This window comes from Marivivens donghaensis (assembly GCF_011806565.1).
Lineage (GTDB): Bacteria > Pseudomonadota > Alphaproteobacteria > Rhodobacterales > Rhodobacteraceae > Marivivens > Marivivens donghaensis_A.
The window spans coordinates 184,741-200,689 of the sequence record NZ_JAATOP010000007.1 but is presented as its reverse complement, the minus strand read 5'-3'; the positions used below and the strand labels follow the sequence as shown (position 1 = coordinate 200,689).

Sequence of the window (15,949 nt, the reverse complement as noted above, 5' to 3'; positions counted from 1 at the left end):
TGGGTCGTGAGAGGCTCGAACTCCCGACATCTTCGGTGTAAACGAAGCGCTCTACCAACTGAGCTAACGACCCGTTGGCGCGGTTATTACCGTCACTTTTCGGGGGGAGCAAGAGCGATTTTGCAAAAAAGTTACGGAAAAATCTTGGTATGTTTTCCGTCACGGATTTCAAAGATGCACCCCTGTCCGCCGTCGAGTTCACGAAGCTGATCCAGCCCCAACCCAACTGCCTGAGTCCGCAAGAAACGCGACGTAAAACCGTGGGTTACAATGATCGCGGGGCTATTCAGATCGCGTAGGAATGCGCCCGTACGGTCCCAAAGTGCCACAAACCCTTCGCCCTCCGGCGCGCGTTCGTAGAAATCGACGAAGTCCTCGTGCGGATCGGAAGCGGGCCAGCGGGCGTCGATTTCGTCGCGGCTGAGACCGGACCACAGGCCCATATTGATTTCACGCAGCCGGTCGTCGGTCTGGAGCGTGATCCCTGTCAGTTCCGCAATCGGCTCCGCCGTCGCAACCGCGCGCCCCTGCGGGCTAGAGAACAGCGCATATCCGTCCACCCTGCCCCGCAGCCACTCGGCCATCTGGGTAGCCTGCACCCGCCCCGCCTCGGTCAGCGCCGAGTCCAGACCGCCCTGCATTCGCATTTCGCGGTTCCATTCGGTTTCACCATGGCGAAGAACATATATCGGAGGCAGGTTCAGCAAGTGCCAACACCCTGTTTTCAATCGATTTTGGGGAATGGTGGGTCGTGAGAGGCTCGAACTCCCGACATCTTCGGTGTAAACGAAGCGCTCTACCAACTGAGCTAACGACCCGTTGCCGTCCGTCTAACCTCAGTCGTCGGCGTCCGCAAGACCTTCGGCGTCCGCATCACCCTCAAAAGCGGAAATTACTTTCGATTTCCTGAGCTTGAGCGTCACGACTTCGCCATTCGGGCCGTCGACGACCTTGGCCACTTTGATCTTGCCGAGCGGCGGCAGGTTCAGGGTCTGGCCTTCGGTAAGGTGTGCGCCCAGCGCTTCGAGCAGCGCATCGAGTGATGGTTTCACATCACGCTTCTTGAGGCCGGATATCTGCACGGCGTCGTCGATAATGCGGTTCTTTTTGATCGGACCGTCCTGATCGTTGATGGCCGGACCGGTTTCAGTGTCAGCTTCGGACATTTTTATTCCTGTTGTGTTGGCGGACCCCTGCTCCGCCAGCCAAATATGCAGGCTATGTACCTGCCGTCAAAAAGAAAAAGGCGCCCGAAGGCGCCTTTCTTTTTAATGTGCGATGGCGGATGAGCCAGACTTCTCTGCCGCGAGCGCCGCGGCTGCGGCCTCCTCGGCTTCCTCGTCCCACTCGATCGCTTCGGGCTGTGCCGTCAGAGCGATCTTCAGCACTTCGGACACATGGGACACCGGAATGATTTCCAGCCCTTCCTTCACGTTGTCCGGAATCTCCGGCAGGTCTTTGACGTTCTCTTCGGGAATGAGAACAGTCTTGATCCCGCCGCGAAGAGCCGCGAGCAGCTTTTCTTTCAGACCGCCGATGGCCGAGGCATTACCACGCAGGGTGACCTCACCCGTCATCGCGATGTCCTTGCGGACCGGAATCTGGGTCAGGACCGACACGATTGCCGTGACCATCGCGAGACCGGCCGAGGGACCGTCTTTCGGGGTCGCGCCATCGGGCACGTGGACGTGGATGTCCCACTTGTCGAACTTCGGCGGCTTGATACCAAGCTGCGGGGACACCGAGCGGACGTAGGACGATGCAGCCTCGATGGACTCTTTCATCACGTCGCCCAGCTTACCTGTGGTCTTCATGCGGCCCTTGCCCGGCAGACGCAGGGCTTCGATGCTCAGAAGCTCGCCGCCGACCGAGGTATAGGCCAGACCGGTGACGACACCGACCTGATCTTCTTTTTCGGCAAGACCATAGCGATAACGCGGAACGCCGAGGTAATCGTCGAGGTTCTCGTCCGTCACCGACACATGATCAGTTTCCTTTTTCACCAGCTTGGTCACGGCCTTACGCGATACCTTGGCGAGCTCACGCTCGAGGTTACGTACGCCGGCTTCGCGGGTGTAGGTCCGGATGACTTCCGACAGCGCCTCGTCCGACATCTCGAATTCCTTGGCCTTGAGGCCGTGGTTTTTGAGCTGCTTGGGCAGAAGGTGCTGACGTGCGATCTCGCGCTTTTCGTCCTCGGTGTATCCCGACAGCGGAATGATCTCCATCCGGTCAAGAAGCGGTCCAGGCATGTTGTAGCTGTTCGAGGTGGTCAGGAACATGACGTTCGACAGGTCGTATTCCACTTCGAGATAGTGGTCGACGAAGGTCGAGTTCTGTTCCGGATCAAGCACTTCGAGCATTGCCGAAGCCGGATCGCCACGGAAGTCCTGACCCATCTTGTCGATTTCGTCGAGCAGGATGAGTGGGTTTGTGGTTTTCGCCTTCTTCAGCGCCTGAATGATCTTACCCGGCATGGAGCCGATGTAGGTCCGGCGGTGACCGCGGATCTCAGATTCGTCGCGCACGCCGCCAAGCGAGATGCGGATGAATTCGCGGCCCGTGGCTTTCGCAACCGATTTGCCCAGCGAGGTCTTACCAACGCCCGGAGGACCGACAAGGCAGAGGATCGGGCCTTTCAGCTTCGCACTGCGCGACTGAACGGCGAGATACTCGACGATGCGTTCCTTGACCTTGTCCAGACCGTAGTGATCGGCGTCGAGGATACGCTCGGCATTGCCGAGGTCCTTTTTCACGCGGGACTTGTTGCCCCACGGGATCGACAGAACCCAATCAAGGTAGTTGCGGACAACAGTCGCTTCGGCCGACATCGGGGACATCGACTTGAGCTTTTTGAGTTCCGCGTCGACCTTTTCCTTGGCCTCTTTGGACAGCTTGGTATTGGCGATACGCTCTTCGAATTCGGCGACTTCGTTCTGGCCTTCGTCGCCATCGTTCAGCTCGCGCTGGATCGCCTTCATCTGTTCGTTCAGATAGTATTCGCGCTGGGTGCGCTCCATCTGGTTCTTGACGCGGCTCTTGATCTTTTTCTCGACCTGAAGAACCGACATCTCTCCCTGCATCAGGCCATAGACCTTCTCCAGCCGCTCACTGACCGAGAGCGTTTCGAGAAGCTCCTGCTTCTGCTGGACGTCCACACCGAGGTGGCCCGCAACGAGGTCGGCCAGTTTGGCAGGCTCGACGGTTTCGCTGACAGTGGCCATCGCCTCTTCGGGGATGTTCTTTTTGACCTTGGAATAACGTTCGAACTCTTCGCTAACCGAACGGACGAGCGCATCAAGCTCTTCCTCGGCGCCCATGGTTTCATCCATCGGCTCTGCGGAGGCTTCGAAGAAGTTCTCGTTATCGCGGAATTCGGTGATGCGCACACGGGTACGGCCTTCGACGAGCACCTTCACGGTGCCATCGGGCAGCTTCAGCAGCTGGAGCACATTGGCCAGTACGCCGGTATTATAAATGTCACTTGGGGCCGGATCGTCCTGAGCCGGATCGATCTGGCTCGACAACAGAATCTGTTTGTCGTCCTGCATCACCTCTTCCAGCGCACGGACGGATTTCTCGCGACCGACGAACAGCGGAACGATCATGTGCGGGAACACAACGATGTCGCGCAGCGGCAGAACCGGATAGGAGGTGCTGAGAGGGTCTTGCATCAACTTTTCCTTTTTGCTGGCAAGATAACTTGGCCCCATCAAGGCAGCCGAGCCATCTCCACTAAGACGCTAAACATGGGCTGCATTGCAGCGGGATTCAAGCGGCAACGGTATACAAATGACACCGACTTCGGGAAATCGGGTGTCTGCAAGCCTCGCGCCTGTTCTACCTCTGTTCTGACACCAAAGTCTTAAGCAGAGGTTCAGGCCCATGCGATTTCTTCGCGTTCCTTGCGCTTGGCGATCTGCTGGAAGTCGTCCATCGCTTCGAGCGTCAGCGCGCTGGCCTGCTCCATTCGGTCGAGGATGCCCGCTATTTCCTCCTGAAGCTGGTCCAGCCTTGTCACGATGGTGTCCAGACCGCCGTTCTTGGTGTTCAGTACCCCGCTTTCGACGCGGCAGGCGATGCGGACAGTCGACAGGCCGACGATCAGGCGGCGCAGGAAATCGAGGTTGCGGCGCAGGTCGCGAACGTGGTCCGAAATGCGGGCCACTGTGTTGGCCGTGCGCTGCGTGAAGTGGGTCGTCACCCTGCGCAGCGTTTCCGCCTCGAAATCGTTGTCTACTTCCGCAATCATGGTCTGTGTCTTGTCGAACGTCTCGCACACCTCGGCCATCAGCTTGGTGGAGCAATGTTCGTACAGAACCAGCTCTTCCATCGCGGCCGCGAACATGCCCTCTCCCCTTACGAGGATTTCGAACTGATCAAGGTGCGTCTGCAATTCGCCGAGCATCATACCATAGTTCCGCGCGATCTCGCTGATGGTGCGGCGACCGGAGCGGAGCTTGGTCGCGATGACCTGCATGTTCAGCGTCAGAAGGTTCGCCCCTCGGAACATGATCGCGAGGTGGTCGAGATCTTTTTTCGTCTCGCGGGCAGAGCTGACCAACTGCATCAGGTCGGCAATGGACTGGTCGGGCTTGCGACCGAGCTGACGGTGGCGGGCGTTGTATTCGGCCACGAACGCGTCGACCTGAAATCCGAAGTAGTTGGGGTAGCCCATGCCTTGCAGCGTCTCGACCAGTGCGGCGGCGCTTTGGGCAGGCGTCAGTCCCTGGTCCTTCTCGCGCACCAAAAGATCGGCGTAGACCTTCTGGATCAGCTCGAAATGTTCACTAGACGGCTTGATGCGCACCGACAGATAGCCGTCCTCAAGCGGTATGACCAAAGCGTAAACCCAGTAATACAGCCCGTCGGCGGCGCGGTTCTTCACGTAGCTGCCGATAGCCTTGCCTGACTGGATACCCTCCCACAGCAGCCAGAAAACGCCTTTTGGCATGTCGGGATTGCGGATGATCTTGTGCGGCGCGCCTTTCAGCTTTTCGCTCGGATGATCGGCGATCCTGACAAAAATATCGTTGAACGCCTGAATGACGCCGCGCTTGTCGGTGCGGGAAAAGAAGATCTCATCGAACTCGAAGGGAGCCGCACCCGAAGTGGGACGGATGGTGTCTTTGGCCAGCGCGGCATCAATGACCGGAGCCATATCATGTTGTGGCGTATTCAGCATCCCGTTTCCCCTACAGCGACTCATAACAGCACAGAGGCCGCAGGCATGATGCCTCGGCCTCTACGGGAAACGGTGCAAAATAGGTGCGCTTTTACGCGGCCTATACTTTTGCTTTGCGGATTTCAGGAGTTACAGGCGCTCGATATCGCCGTCCGCGCGCTGCGCGTGGAAATCGGCTTCCCAAGCGTCGAAGCGTTGCTCCGCGATGGCGTCGCGCATCCCCTGCATGATCTCTTGATAGTAGTGCAGGTTGTGCCACGTCAGCAGCATACCCGAGATCATCTCTCCCGCGCGGAAGACATGATGCAGATAAGCGCGGCTGTAGTTGCGGCACGCGGGGCACGAGCAGTTTTCGTCCAGCGGGCGGGGGTCGTCCTGATGGCGGGCGTTCTTGATGTTGACCTGACCGCGGCGCGTCCATGCCTGACCGGTGCGGCCCGAACGACTGGGCAGCACACAGTCCATCATGTCGATACCGCGCTTCACTGCGCCGACGATATCGTCGGGCTTGCCGACACCCATGAGGTAACGCGGCTTATCGGCAGGCAGTTGGTCCGGCGCGTATTCGAGGACGCCGAACATGGCCTCCTGCCCCTCGCCCACGGCAAGGCCGCCGACCGCGTAGCCATCGAAACCGATCTTTTGCAGCGCCTCGGCGCTTTCGGCGCGCAGTTCCTCGGTCACGCCGCCCTGCTGGATACCAAACAGCGCATGTCCCGGACGATCACCAAAAGCATCGCGAGACCGCTGCGCCCACCGCATCGACAAACGCATCGACTCGGCGACGCGCTTCTCATCGGCAGGCAGCGCGGGGCATTCGTCGAAGCACATGACGATATCCGAGCCGAGAAGCTTCTGAATTTCCATTGAGCGCTCTGGCGTCAGGTAGTGCTTGGAGCCGTCAACGTGGCTGCGGAAGGTCACGCCGTCCTCGTTCAGCTTGCGCAGATCGGCGAGCGACATGACCTGAAAGCCGCCCGAGTCGGTCAGGATCGGCTTGTCCCAGTTCATAAACTTGTGAAGGCCGCCCATATTGGCGACCCGCTCTGCCGTCGGACGAAGCATCAGGTGATAAGTATTGCCCAGAAGAATATCGGCACCCGTGGCCGCAACGCTTTCGGGCATCATCGCTTTGACCGTACCTGCCGTGCCAACGGGCATGAACGCAGGCGTGCGGATATCGCCCCGCTGGGTATGGATCACGCCGGTGCGGGCCTTGCCGTCAGTCGCTTTGAGGTCGAACGAGAAGCGGGTCATGGGTCAATCTCCTGCTGGAAATCTGCTAATATGACGAACGGGCCGTGTTGAAAAGCGCATCCTTGAGGGCACAAAACCGCACGACGAAGCCATGCCGCCTCCCCTTTACGCTGCCCAGCAGTTTTCCTATATGTTCAGTCAGGAATAGATAGGCGGACCAATGACTGAAACGCAAGCGAACCTCGAAGGCACTCCACTCATCGCGCCGTCCAGCACGGACCACGCGCTCTATGATGCTGTCGTCGAAGCCTGCCGCACCGTTTTCGACCCCGAAATTCCGGTGAACATCTACGATCTCGGTCTCGTCTATACCATCCAGATCAATGACGATGGCGATGTCAAAGTCATCATGACCCTGACCGCTCCAGGGTGCCCTGTCGCTGGCGAAATGCCGGGCTGGGTGCACGATGCGATCAGCATGGTTCAGGGCGTTCGCTCGATCGACGTCGAACTGACATGGGAGCCCCAGTGGGGCATGGACATGATGAGTGACGAAGCCCGCCTCGAACTGGGCTTTATGTAAGCAGCCATTCGCTGCGAAGGAGACAACCGATGTTCGGCATTCCCGGCAAGCAAGCCGTGACCATGACAGACCGCGCCGCTGCGCAAATCGCCCGCCTCATGGAAAAGGGTGACCACAAGGGTCTGCGCATCGGCGTGAAAAAAGGCGGCTGCGCAGGCATGGAATACACCATGGACTACGTGGACGAATTCGACACCCATGACGAGGTCGTCGAACAGAACGGCGCGCGGATCATCATCGCACCCATGGCCCAGATGTTCCTCTTCGGCACCGAGGTCGATTACGAGACATCGCTGCTCGAGTCCGGCTTCAAGTTCCGCAATCCGAATGTGGTCGACGCCTGCGGATGCGGCGAATCCATCAAGTTCGATGAGAACCTAAGCGCGAAACAATAAAACGTTTTTCGTTTCACTACTGATCTTTTCGTATCAAGCGGCGCTTGTTAGTACTTCTCCGAATTTTGGAGGAGAAATTACACATGCGCCGCAAACTTGCTGCCGGTAATTGGAAAATGAACGGGACCAAGGAGTCCCTGGGCGAGATCGAGACGCTGATGGCAGAGCATGCCTCGCCGTCGGTCGACGTCTTGATCTGCCCGCCCGCGACGCTGGTCGCCACCCTCGCGGACAAAGCTGAAGGCCACGCGCTGGCTGTCGGCGCGCAGGACTGCCATACCAATGAAAGAGGCGCGCACACAGGCGATCTGAGCGCACCGATGCTGGTGGACGCCGGCGCAAGCTACATCATCACAGGCCACTCCGAACGCCGCGCCGATCACGGAGAGAGCGATGCGGACGTGTGTGCGAAATCCGAGGCGGCGATTGCGGCCGGCGCGGTGGCCGTCATCTGCATCGGCGAGACGCTGGAAGAGCGCGAAAGCGGTAGCACACTGGACGTCATCGGAGGTCAGCTTGATGGGTCGGTGCCAGATAATGCGACGGGCGCAAACGCCGTAATCGCCTACGAACCCGTCTGGGCCATCGGTACGGGCAAGGTTCCGACCACCGCGCAGATCGCGGAAGTCCATGCTTTCGTCCGCTCGCGCCTTGCCGAACGCTTCGGCGACGAAGGCAGCGCGTTCCGCATCCTCTATGGTGGGTCTGTAAAAGCCTCGAACGCGGACGAGATTTTCGCTGTGGCGGACGTCGATGGCGCGCTGGTCGGCGGCGCAAGCCTCAAGGCCGCCGATTTCGGCCCGATCATCACCGCGCTGCAAAACGCGTAAGGGGTCCTAGCCTGACCGATAGTTGTGGACCGGATGGCGGCTTTGCCGTGATGCTGGGCATAGGGTCAGGACCCATTGATTTCAGCAGAAGGGCATGATTCACCGCACGAAAACAGAGCGGTGACATGTCTGATCTATTCTGGCTGAGCGATGCGCAGATGGCGCGTCTGGAGCCCTACTTTCCGAAGTCCCATGGTAAGCCGCGCGTCGATGATCGGCGCGTCCTGAGCGGTATTATCTTCATCAATCGTAGTGGGTTGCGATGGCGAGATGCGCCGAAGGAGTATGCCTCCACAAGACGCTCTATAACCTTTGGGAGCGTTGGAGCGACAAAGGCATCTTCGCGAAGATGATGGCCGGACTGGCTGCCGGGGCATGGCGAGAAGAAGACCGTGATGATTAACGCCACTTACCTGAAGGCCCACCGCACGGCGTCCAGTCTGGGCGCCAAAAAGGGGGGCGCGGCCGCCTGATCGGACGGACCAAGGGCGGCATGAACACGAAACTGCATGCCATCTGCGACAGCCAGGGACGCCCTCTCCACCTGTTCGTAACGGCAGGACAGGTCAGCGATTACATCGGTGCCCGCGCGCTTTGCGACAGTCTTCCGGATGTCGACTGGCTGCTCGGGGATCGCGGTTACGACGCCGACTGGTTCCGCGAAGCGTTGAAAGACAAGGGGATACGCGCCTGCATCCCGGGCCGTAAGCAGCGGAAGACACCGGTGAAGTATGACAAGCGCCGCTATAAACGCCGCACCCGGATCGAGATTATGTTCGGCAGACTCAAGGACTGGCGGCGGGTAGCCACGCGATACGATAGGTGCCCGAAGGTCTTCCTCTCGGCCATCGCTCTCGCCGCCACGGTCATCTACTGGCTATGAATCCTAAGCCTAGCAGATTCAGTGGTCATGGGATTGTGTTTCGGAGTTAGAAATCGGTCTTCTGCTAAGGGTGCATGAGGTGCTTAGGTGACGCGTTGAACTTGGGGCCAGTCGAGTTGTTCCACTGAAATTAAATCACTTTGGCCTTGTTGGAGCGCAAAGGTCGGAACAAGTAACAAGTGGAGCCCGACTTTGACGCGCCAGCGTTTTCGGCCCTTAGCGGACGGTCGTGTTCGGCGCAGCGAATGGCAGCTCTCGCGCCTGCTTGCTTGCAGCAAGATAGCGTAGGCGTGGTGCAAGTGGGGGCGCTTTTTCAGGTCGGCGGGTGAACGGCCAGGCCACCCGGTATGCCGTCGCCGAGCTTGGCCGCGCAGTGCGCTCGGCTGGAAGGATGCGCGTGTCTCAGGCCGGAGTGTCGCGCGGGAACCAAAGGCAAAACGTCGTCCCCTTCTTGCTCGGCACAAGATCGACGCGCCCTGCGTGCCTGACCATCACCTTGCCAACGATCGCAAGTCCCAGCCCGGTCCCCTCGCCATGCTGCAACTGCGAAAAGCGGCGAAAGGCTGTGCTGAGTTTGTCGGGCGGGATGCCGACCCCGTCATCTTCGACCGTTATCATGACACCTTCCGTGTCTGAAGATGTCCGGACGTTGATCGTGGTCATCCCTGCTCCGCCATGTTTCAGCGCATTCTCAAGGAGATTGATCAAGGCCTCGCCCACAAGAACGGAATTGCCAAGAACCGAAAGACGGGCCTTGGACGACACAAACGTAAAGTCCAGGTCGCACGACAGGGCCTTGGCGGCGAAAGCGCGGCATACATCCTCCACGACCTTATCCAGGTCGAAAGGTTCCATCCCCATGTTTGCATCGTATCTCAGGCGTTCCAACGACAACAACTGCTCGGAAAGCCGCGCGGATTTCCGGGCCGCATCTGCAAGTTGCTCTTCGCAGTGTGCCCGCTCCGCCCTGTCTTGCACGTGCGGAAGCGCTTCAGCCAGAGCCAGGATCGCTGCTGCGGGATTACGCAACTGGTGCGCCGCATCTGAAATGAAGGCCTGATGCTCCTCGAAACTATCCTGCACCTGACCCAGAAGACGGTTTAGCGTCGAAACGATGCCAGACACTTCATGCGGCACCGCCCGGCGGATCGGGCCGAGATCGTCCGGAGAGCGCCGCCGGATCGCCGCCTCAAGGTCGTTCAGGGGCCTCAGGCCGATCTGCACGCCGAACCAGATGATCAGGGCCAGCGCCGCCACAAGACCGGCAATCAACCCCACCGCCCGCAGGGCCAGCCCGCGCGCAAAGGCGCGCCGGTCGCTGACGCGCTGCCAGACCGTCACGACTGAATCGCCGGTCAGCGTGTCGATGCTGCGATTTTCGATCAGGCGCATGACGCGCATTTCTTCGCCGCGGTAGTTCGCGAAATAGTAGAAGGGCAGTTCCCGAGAGACAGGCATGTCAGGGCGCGGCGGATAGGCATAGCCCGTCACATAGACGCCGCCCGGGCCGGTGATATGGTAGAAGACCTCGCCCCCGCCCGCGTCCGAGATAAGCCTCCGGGTCGAGGGCGACAGCGCATCGCCGCCGGAAATCGCCACATCGCGGGAAATCGCCAGCGCACCGGCCAGCAGGCGGCGGTCGAAGAGCTCCTCCGACGTTTCCTGCGCGGCGGCAAAGCGCCACAGCCCCAGCAGGATCGACACCAGGAACAGGGGCGGCAGGATCACGAGGAACAGCCGCAGGCGAAGCGACATCGCCCTCACGGGGTGTCGATCTCAAGCATGTAGCCCAGTCCGCGCGCGGTCTTGATCCGAAGTCCCAGCGGCTCGAGCCGTTTGCGCAGGCGCGAGACATGGGGTTCGACTACGCTTTCCTCGGCGTCCGATCCGGTGCCGTAGATATGGGCGATGAGCTGGGCCTTGGACACGATCCGCCCGCGCCGCTCGAGCAGACATTCCAGCGTCGAGATTTCCTTGCGCGGGATGTCGAGCGGCTTGTCGTCCTTGAACAACTGGCGCGCGCTCCGGTCAAAGACCAGCGCACCCAGCGTCTCGCGCTCTGCAAACTCGAGGTTCTTGCGCCGGGCCATGGCGCGCAGCCGCGCCTCGAGTTCGTCCATCTCGAAGGGTTTGGTGAGATAGTCGTCCGCGCCTGCGTCCAGACCCGCGACCCGCTGCGCCGTCTCGGACCGTGCCGAAAGCAGGATCACGGGCGTTCCGTCGCCGCGCCGTCGCAGGGCGCGCAGCACGTCGATCCCGTCCATCCCCGGCAGGTTCAGGTCGAGAACCACGAGATCGGCCCCCTCCTGCGACAGGAACTGGTCGGCCTGACTGCCGTCAGCCAACAGATCGACTGCATGGCCCCGGCCACGGAGCCTTATGGCAATCCCCTCTGCCAGAGCCTCGTTGTCTTCGATCACCGCGATGCGCATCGTTACATCTTTGTCATGTACGCAAGTTTCGCGCAAGGTTGAGGCGCCATGTTGTCGCCGTTGGAGGAGGGAATCATTCCCTTGAAAATGAACATACATTGAACGCTGGGGATTTGTCCCGGCGCGACAGGTCTACGGGAGGATACCAATGACCATGAAGAAACTCGCAATCTCCGTTGCTGCCGCCGCCCTTCTCGCCGGGCCCGCCCTGGCCGAGGTCGACATGTCCGGAAAGACGATCGAATGGGTCATCCCGTTCTCGGAAACCGGCGGTTCGGCCAAGTGGGCCAACTTCTTCGCACCGCTTCTCTCGGAGGAGCTTCCGGGCAACCCGACCGTCGTGGTGAAGTTCATGCCCGGTGCCGGCTCGACCAAGGGGGCCAACTGGTTCCAGGAGCAGGAATACGACGACGGCACGCTGATCTTCGGCACGTCCGGTTCCACGCAGTTCCCCTATCTGCTGGGCGATCCCCGCGTGCGCTACGAGTATTCGGACTGGGTGCCGGTCATGGCGTCCGGTACGGGCGGCGTGGCCTACCTGAACCCCACGGACGGAGAGAAGTTCGACGGTTCGGCCAACAACCTGCAGGATATCGACTTCATCTACGGCTCGCAGGGCGCAACGCGCCTGGACCTCGTGCCACTTCTGGCCTGGGAAATGCTGGGCATGAACGTCGAGCCGGTCTTCGGCATCAAGGGCCGTGGTGACGGACGCCTGATGTTCGAGCGGGGCGAGGCCACGATCGACTACCAGACCTCGTCGAGCTACCTCGGCGCTTCCGCGGATCTCGTCGAGCAGGGTGCTGCCGTGCCGATGATGACCTGGGGTGCCCTGGACGAGAACGGCGACATCGTCCGCGACCCGACCTTCCCGGACATCCCGACCTTCAAGGAAGTCTGCGAGGCGACCGACGGGTGTGAAACTTCGGGCGAAGCCTGGGACGCCTGGAAAGCCTTCTTCGTCGCCGGTTTCCCGGTCCAGAAGATCGCCTTCCTGCCGGCGGGCACGCCCGATGACGTCCGCGACACCTTCACGGCGGCCTTCGACGCGGTGCGCAACCGCGACGATTTCGCGACGATCGCGGCCAAGCAGGTCGGCGAGTACGAAGTCTTCGTCGGCGACAACGCGAAGCGTGCCACCGAGAGCGGCACGACCGTGTCGCCGGAAGCCAAGGCCTACGTGCTCGACTGGCTGAAGAACGCCTACGGCGTGACGCTCAACTAAGCGATACCCTCGCGGCCCCCGCACGTTGGATGCGGGGGCCGTTTCGCTCTTTTTGAAATTCTAGAATCGAAAGCCGGTGTGATGGACCTTTTCGCCGACGCCCTACCTGCGCTTGGGCAGGCCTGGGAGATGATCTTGCAACCCGCCGTGCTGGGGTATCTCGTCCTCGGCGTGGTGATGGGCCTCGCGGTAGGCGTGTTCCCGGGCCTCGGCGGCATCGCCGGCCTTTCCCTGCTCCTGCCGTTCATGTTCGGAATGGACCCGTTGATGGGCCTAGCCCTGATGGTGGGGATGGTGGCCGTCGTGCCGACCTCCGACACCTTCGCGTCGGTCCTGATGGGGATCCCCGGCTCCTCCGCGTCGCAGGCCACGGTTCTCGACGGATTTCCGATGGCCAAGAAGGGGCAGGCGGCGCGGGCGCTGTCGGCGGCATTCACGTCCTCCCTGTTCGGTGGCCTGGTCGGCGCGATGTTCCTGACGATGTTCATCGTCGTGGCACGGCCGCTGGTCCTGGCATTCGGTCTGCCGGAGATGCTGATGATCTCCATCCTGGGCCTGTCGATGGTTGCCGTCCTGGCGGGCCGCGTCGCGCTCAAGGGCCTGGCTGCGGCGGGTCTCGGCATGCTCATCGGCACGATCGGCGAGGCGGATGCCGGTGGATCGCTGCGCATGGCCACCTATGACATTCCCTACCTGACTGACGGCCTGAAACTGGTGATCGTCGGCCTCGGCATCTTTGCCGTTCCCGAAATCGTCAGCCTGCTGCGGCAGGACCGCGCCATCGCCAAGGAGGCCAAGCTGGGTGCCGGTTGGGGCGTCGGCGTGCGCGACTGGTTCGCGAACAAGTGGCTCTCGCTGCGCTGCTCCCTGATCGGGGTCGTGGTCGGAGTCATTCCGGGCCTTGGGGGCTCCGTCGTCGACTGGATCGCCTATGGTCACGCGGTGCAGACCACCAAGGACAAGTCGAACTTCGGCAAGGGTGAAATCCGCGGCGTGATCGGGCCGGAAAGCTCGAACAACGCCAAGGAAGGCGGCGGTCTCGTCCCCACCCTGCTGTTTGGCATCCCCGGTTCGGGGTCGATGGCCATCTTCATCGGCGCGATCGCCCTCCTGGGGTCCGGCGACATCGAAGTCGGTCCGTCCATGCTGCGCGACAACCTCGACATCACCTATTCCATCGTCTGGCTCCTGGCTCTGGCGAACGTCGTCGGCACGCTCCTGTGCATCGCCGCGTCGGGTGGGATCGCGAAGCTGACGACCATCCGTTTCACCTACCTCGCGCCCTTCCTGTTCATGCTGATCTCCTTCGCGGCGTTCCAGTCGGGGCAGAACTTCGAGGACATCCTCGCGCTCTTCACGATCGGTCTCATCGGGATCTTCCTGCGGCGCTTCGACTGGTCGCGTCCGGCGTTCCTGATCGGTTTCGTGCTCTCGAACCCGGTCGAGAAATTCTCGAACCAGGCGTTCCAGATCGCGTCGTTCCGCTTCCGCAGCTCGTTCCAGGAGGGCATGGACTACATCTTCTCGCCCATCGTCATCGTCCTGCTGATCATCACGGTCGTGTCGGTCGTCCTGGGCCTGCGCCAGGCGAAGTCGATCATGGCCGAGGGGGACGTGAAGGCCGGGTCCAAGCGTGCGCCGCTGGTCTTCCTGCTGATCATCATGGCCTACGTCGTGGCCGCCCTGATCAACGCGAACATGATCCCCGACTACAACCTGACCGACAAGATCGTGCCGCTCGTCATCGGTGGCATCACGCTTGCGGCCCTGCTGATCCTGCTGGTGCAGATGATCCTGCGGCCCGAGACCGACACGATCTTTGCCGACAAGGAATCCTCGGGCGAGGACGCCGACGCGCCCTATGGTCTGTGGCCGACGCTCGCGTGGTTCGGCGGGCTCATCGCGGCGACCTGGGTACTGGGCTTTATCCTCGCGCTGACCGGGTTCCTCATCGCCTTCCTCCGCGTGCGGGCGCAGGCATCGTGGACCAAGACGCTGATCATGACCGCCGGCGGGCTTGCCCTGATGTGCGTGATGGCTGGTGCGCTGAACCGGGATTTCCCGCCCGGCCTGCTTCAGGACGTCACCGACATGCCCTGGCCCCTGAACTGATGCGCGGAGACATGGACATGACACAGACAGGCATTCCCTACGTCTTCATGCGCGGCGGCACCTCGCGCGGGCCTTACTTCAACCGACAGGACCTGCCCGAGGACCGCAAAACTCTGGCCGAAGTGCTGCTCGCCGTCATCGGCGCGGGGCATCCGATCAACATCGACGGGATCGGCGGCGGTGTCGCCGTGACCACCAAAGTCGCCATGCTGTCGCCCTCGGACGATGACTGGGCGGACGTGGATTACTTCTTCGCGCAAGTCTCGGTCGAGGACCGGCTGGTGGACTTCAAACCCACCTGCGGCAACATCCTCTCGGGCGTCGGTCCCGCCGCGGTGGAACTGGGCCTGGTTCAGCCGACCGCGGACGAGACCGAGATCAAGATCCGCCTCGTCAACACCGGTGCCCGCGTCGTGGCCCGGATCCAGACCCCGGGTGGCGTGCTGACCTACGACGGCGACGCACAGATCGCAGGCGTGCCGGGAACGGCGGCCCCGATCGCGCTCAGCTTCATGGAAGTGGTCGGGTCCTCCACCGGCGCGCTCCTGCCGACCGGAAACCTGCGCGACACCTTCGAGGGGATCGAGGTGACCTGCATGGACGTGGCGATGCCCATGGTGATCGCCCGTGCCACCGACTTCGGCCTGACGGGCCACGAGACGGTTCAGGAACTCGACGAGAACAAGGACTTCTTCGCGCGAATGGAAACCGTTCGCCGCGCTGCCGGAGCCGCCATGGGCATGGGCGACGTGTCTAAATCCGTGACGCCCAAGTTCGGCCTGCTGGCTCCCGCCCGCGCGGGCGGCAGCATCTGCACGCGCTATTTCATGCCGTGGACCACGCATCCGTCGATGGCGGTCACCGGGTCGCAGTGCCTGGCCTCCTGCGCACTGACCCCCGGCACGGTGGCCGACGACCTCCTGGAGCGTCCGACGGAAAGCCCGGCCAACATCGTCCTGGAACATGCCTCGGGCACGATCGACGTTCTGGTGGACTTCGAGATCAACCCCGATTTCACGCTCACCTCCGCCGGCCTGTTGCGGACGGCGCGCAAATTGGCCGACGGACACGTCTACGTTCCCGCGGACATCTGGAAAGGGCACTGAC

13 protein-coding genes, 2 tRNA genes and 1 pseudogene are annotated in these 15,949 nt (G+C 61.4%); 7 read left to right on the top strand and 9 right to left on the bottom strand.

Annotation, left to right across the window (positions count from 1 at the left end; genetic code table 11):
- The 7 genes from HCZ30_RS12050 to tgt form a co-directional block, all read right to left on the bottom strand.
- Positions 1–73, bottom strand: a tRNA-Val gene (locus tag HCZ30_RS12050).
- Between the two features lie 58 nt (positions 74–131).
- Positions 132–707, bottom strand: a complete 576-nt coding sequence (locus tag HCZ30_RS12045) for a histidine phosphatase family protein (protein WP_167638534.1) — start codon at positions 705–707, stop codon at positions 132–134.
- A 35-nt stretch (positions 708–742) separates the two neighbouring features.
- Positions 743–818 (bottom strand) — tRNA-Val (locus HCZ30_RS12040).
- A gap of 18 nt (positions 819–836) precedes the next feature.
- Positions 837–1,166: an HU family DNA-binding protein gene (locus HCZ30_RS12035; protein WP_167638533.1), complete on the bottom strand. Its 330-nt coding sequence runs from the start codon at positions 1,164–1,166 to the stop codon at positions 837–839.
- Positions 1,167–1,268: 102 nt separating this feature from the next.
- Positions 1,269–3,674 (bottom strand): endopeptidase La, encoded by a 2,406-nt coding sequence (gene lon, locus HCZ30_RS12030; RefSeq protein ID WP_167638532.1) that lies wholly within the window; start codon positions 3,672–3,674, stop codon positions 1,269–1,271.
- 203 nt (positions 3,675–3,877) lie between these two features.
- Entirely contained in the window at positions 3,878–5,185 is a 1,308-nt protein-coding gene (locus tag HCZ30_RS12025) for a PAS domain-containing protein (protein ID WP_167638531.1), read from the bottom strand.
- Between the two features lie 129 nt (positions 5,186–5,314).
- Entirely contained in the window at positions 5,315–6,442 is a 1,128-nt protein-coding gene (tgt, locus tag HCZ30_RS12020) for a tRNA guanosine(34) transglycosylase Tgt (RefSeq protein WP_167638530.1), read from the bottom strand.
- A gap of 160 nt (positions 6,443–6,602) precedes the next feature.
- Between tgt and HCZ30_RS12015 the strand changes: the two genes are divergently transcribed.
- From HCZ30_RS12015 to HCZ30_RS12000, 4 genes and pseudogenes are all read left to right on the top strand, one after another.
- Complete coding sequence (locus tag HCZ30_RS12015) at positions 6,603–6,965, top strand: SUF system Fe-S cluster assembly protein (RefSeq protein ID WP_167638529.1); 363 nt, start codon at positions 6,603–6,605, stop codon at positions 6,963–6,965.
- A gap of 29 nt (positions 6,966–6,994) precedes the next feature.
- Positions 6,995–7,360, top strand: a complete 366-nt coding sequence (locus HCZ30_RS12010) for a HesB/IscA family protein (protein WP_167638528.1) — start codon at positions 6,995–6,997, stop codon at positions 7,358–7,360.
- Between the two features lie 83 nt (positions 7,361–7,443).
- Positions 7,444–8,190, top strand: a complete 747-nt coding sequence (gene tpiA / locus HCZ30_RS12005; protein WP_167638527.1) for a triose-phosphate isomerase — start codon at positions 7,444–7,446, stop codon at positions 8,188–8,190.
- Between the two features lie 125 nt (positions 8,191–8,315).
- Positions 8,316–9,073 (top strand): annotated as a pseudogene (locus HCZ30_RS12000) (IS5 family transposase).
- A gap of 402 nt (positions 9,074–9,475) precedes the next feature.
- Here the strand turns inward: HCZ30_RS12000 and HCZ30_RS11995 are convergent.
- Positions 9,476–10,828 carry a sensor histidine kinase gene (locus HCZ30_RS11995; protein ID WP_175581026.1) on the bottom strand — a complete coding sequence of 451 codons (1,353 nt, stop codon included), beginning with the start codon at positions 10,826–10,828 and terminating at the stop codon, positions 9,476–9,478.
- A 5-nt stretch (positions 10,829–10,833) separates the two neighbouring features.
- A complete protein-coding gene (locus HCZ30_RS11990; RefSeq protein ID WP_167638549.1) occupies positions 10,834–11,505 on the bottom strand; it encodes a response regulator transcription factor in 672 nt (223 codons plus the stop codon).
- 148 nt (positions 11,506–11,653) lie between these two features.
- Here HCZ30_RS11990 and HCZ30_RS11985 point away from each other — a divergent pair, with 148 nt between their 5' ends.
- The 3 genes from HCZ30_RS11985 to HCZ30_RS11975 all read left to right on the top strand — a co-directional run bounded on the left by HCZ30_RS11985 (position 11,654) and on the right by HCZ30_RS11975 (position 15,948).
- Positions 11,654–12,730, top strand: coding sequence for a tricarboxylate transporter (locus tag HCZ30_RS11985; RefSeq protein ID WP_167638525.1), 1,077 nt, complete (start codon positions 11,654–11,656; stop codon positions 12,728–12,730).
- Between the two features lie 81 nt (positions 12,731–12,811).
- Entirely contained in the window at positions 12,812–14,842 is a 2,031-nt protein-coding gene (locus HCZ30_RS11980; protein WP_167638524.1) for a tripartite tricarboxylate transporter permease, read from the top strand.
- Between the two features lie 17 nt (positions 14,843–14,859).
- A complete protein-coding gene (locus tag HCZ30_RS11975; RefSeq protein ID WP_167638523.1) occupies positions 14,860–15,948 on the top strand; it encodes a 4-oxalomesaconate tautomerase in 1,089 nt (362 codons plus the stop codon).
- Position 15,949: the final 1 nt, after the last annotated feature.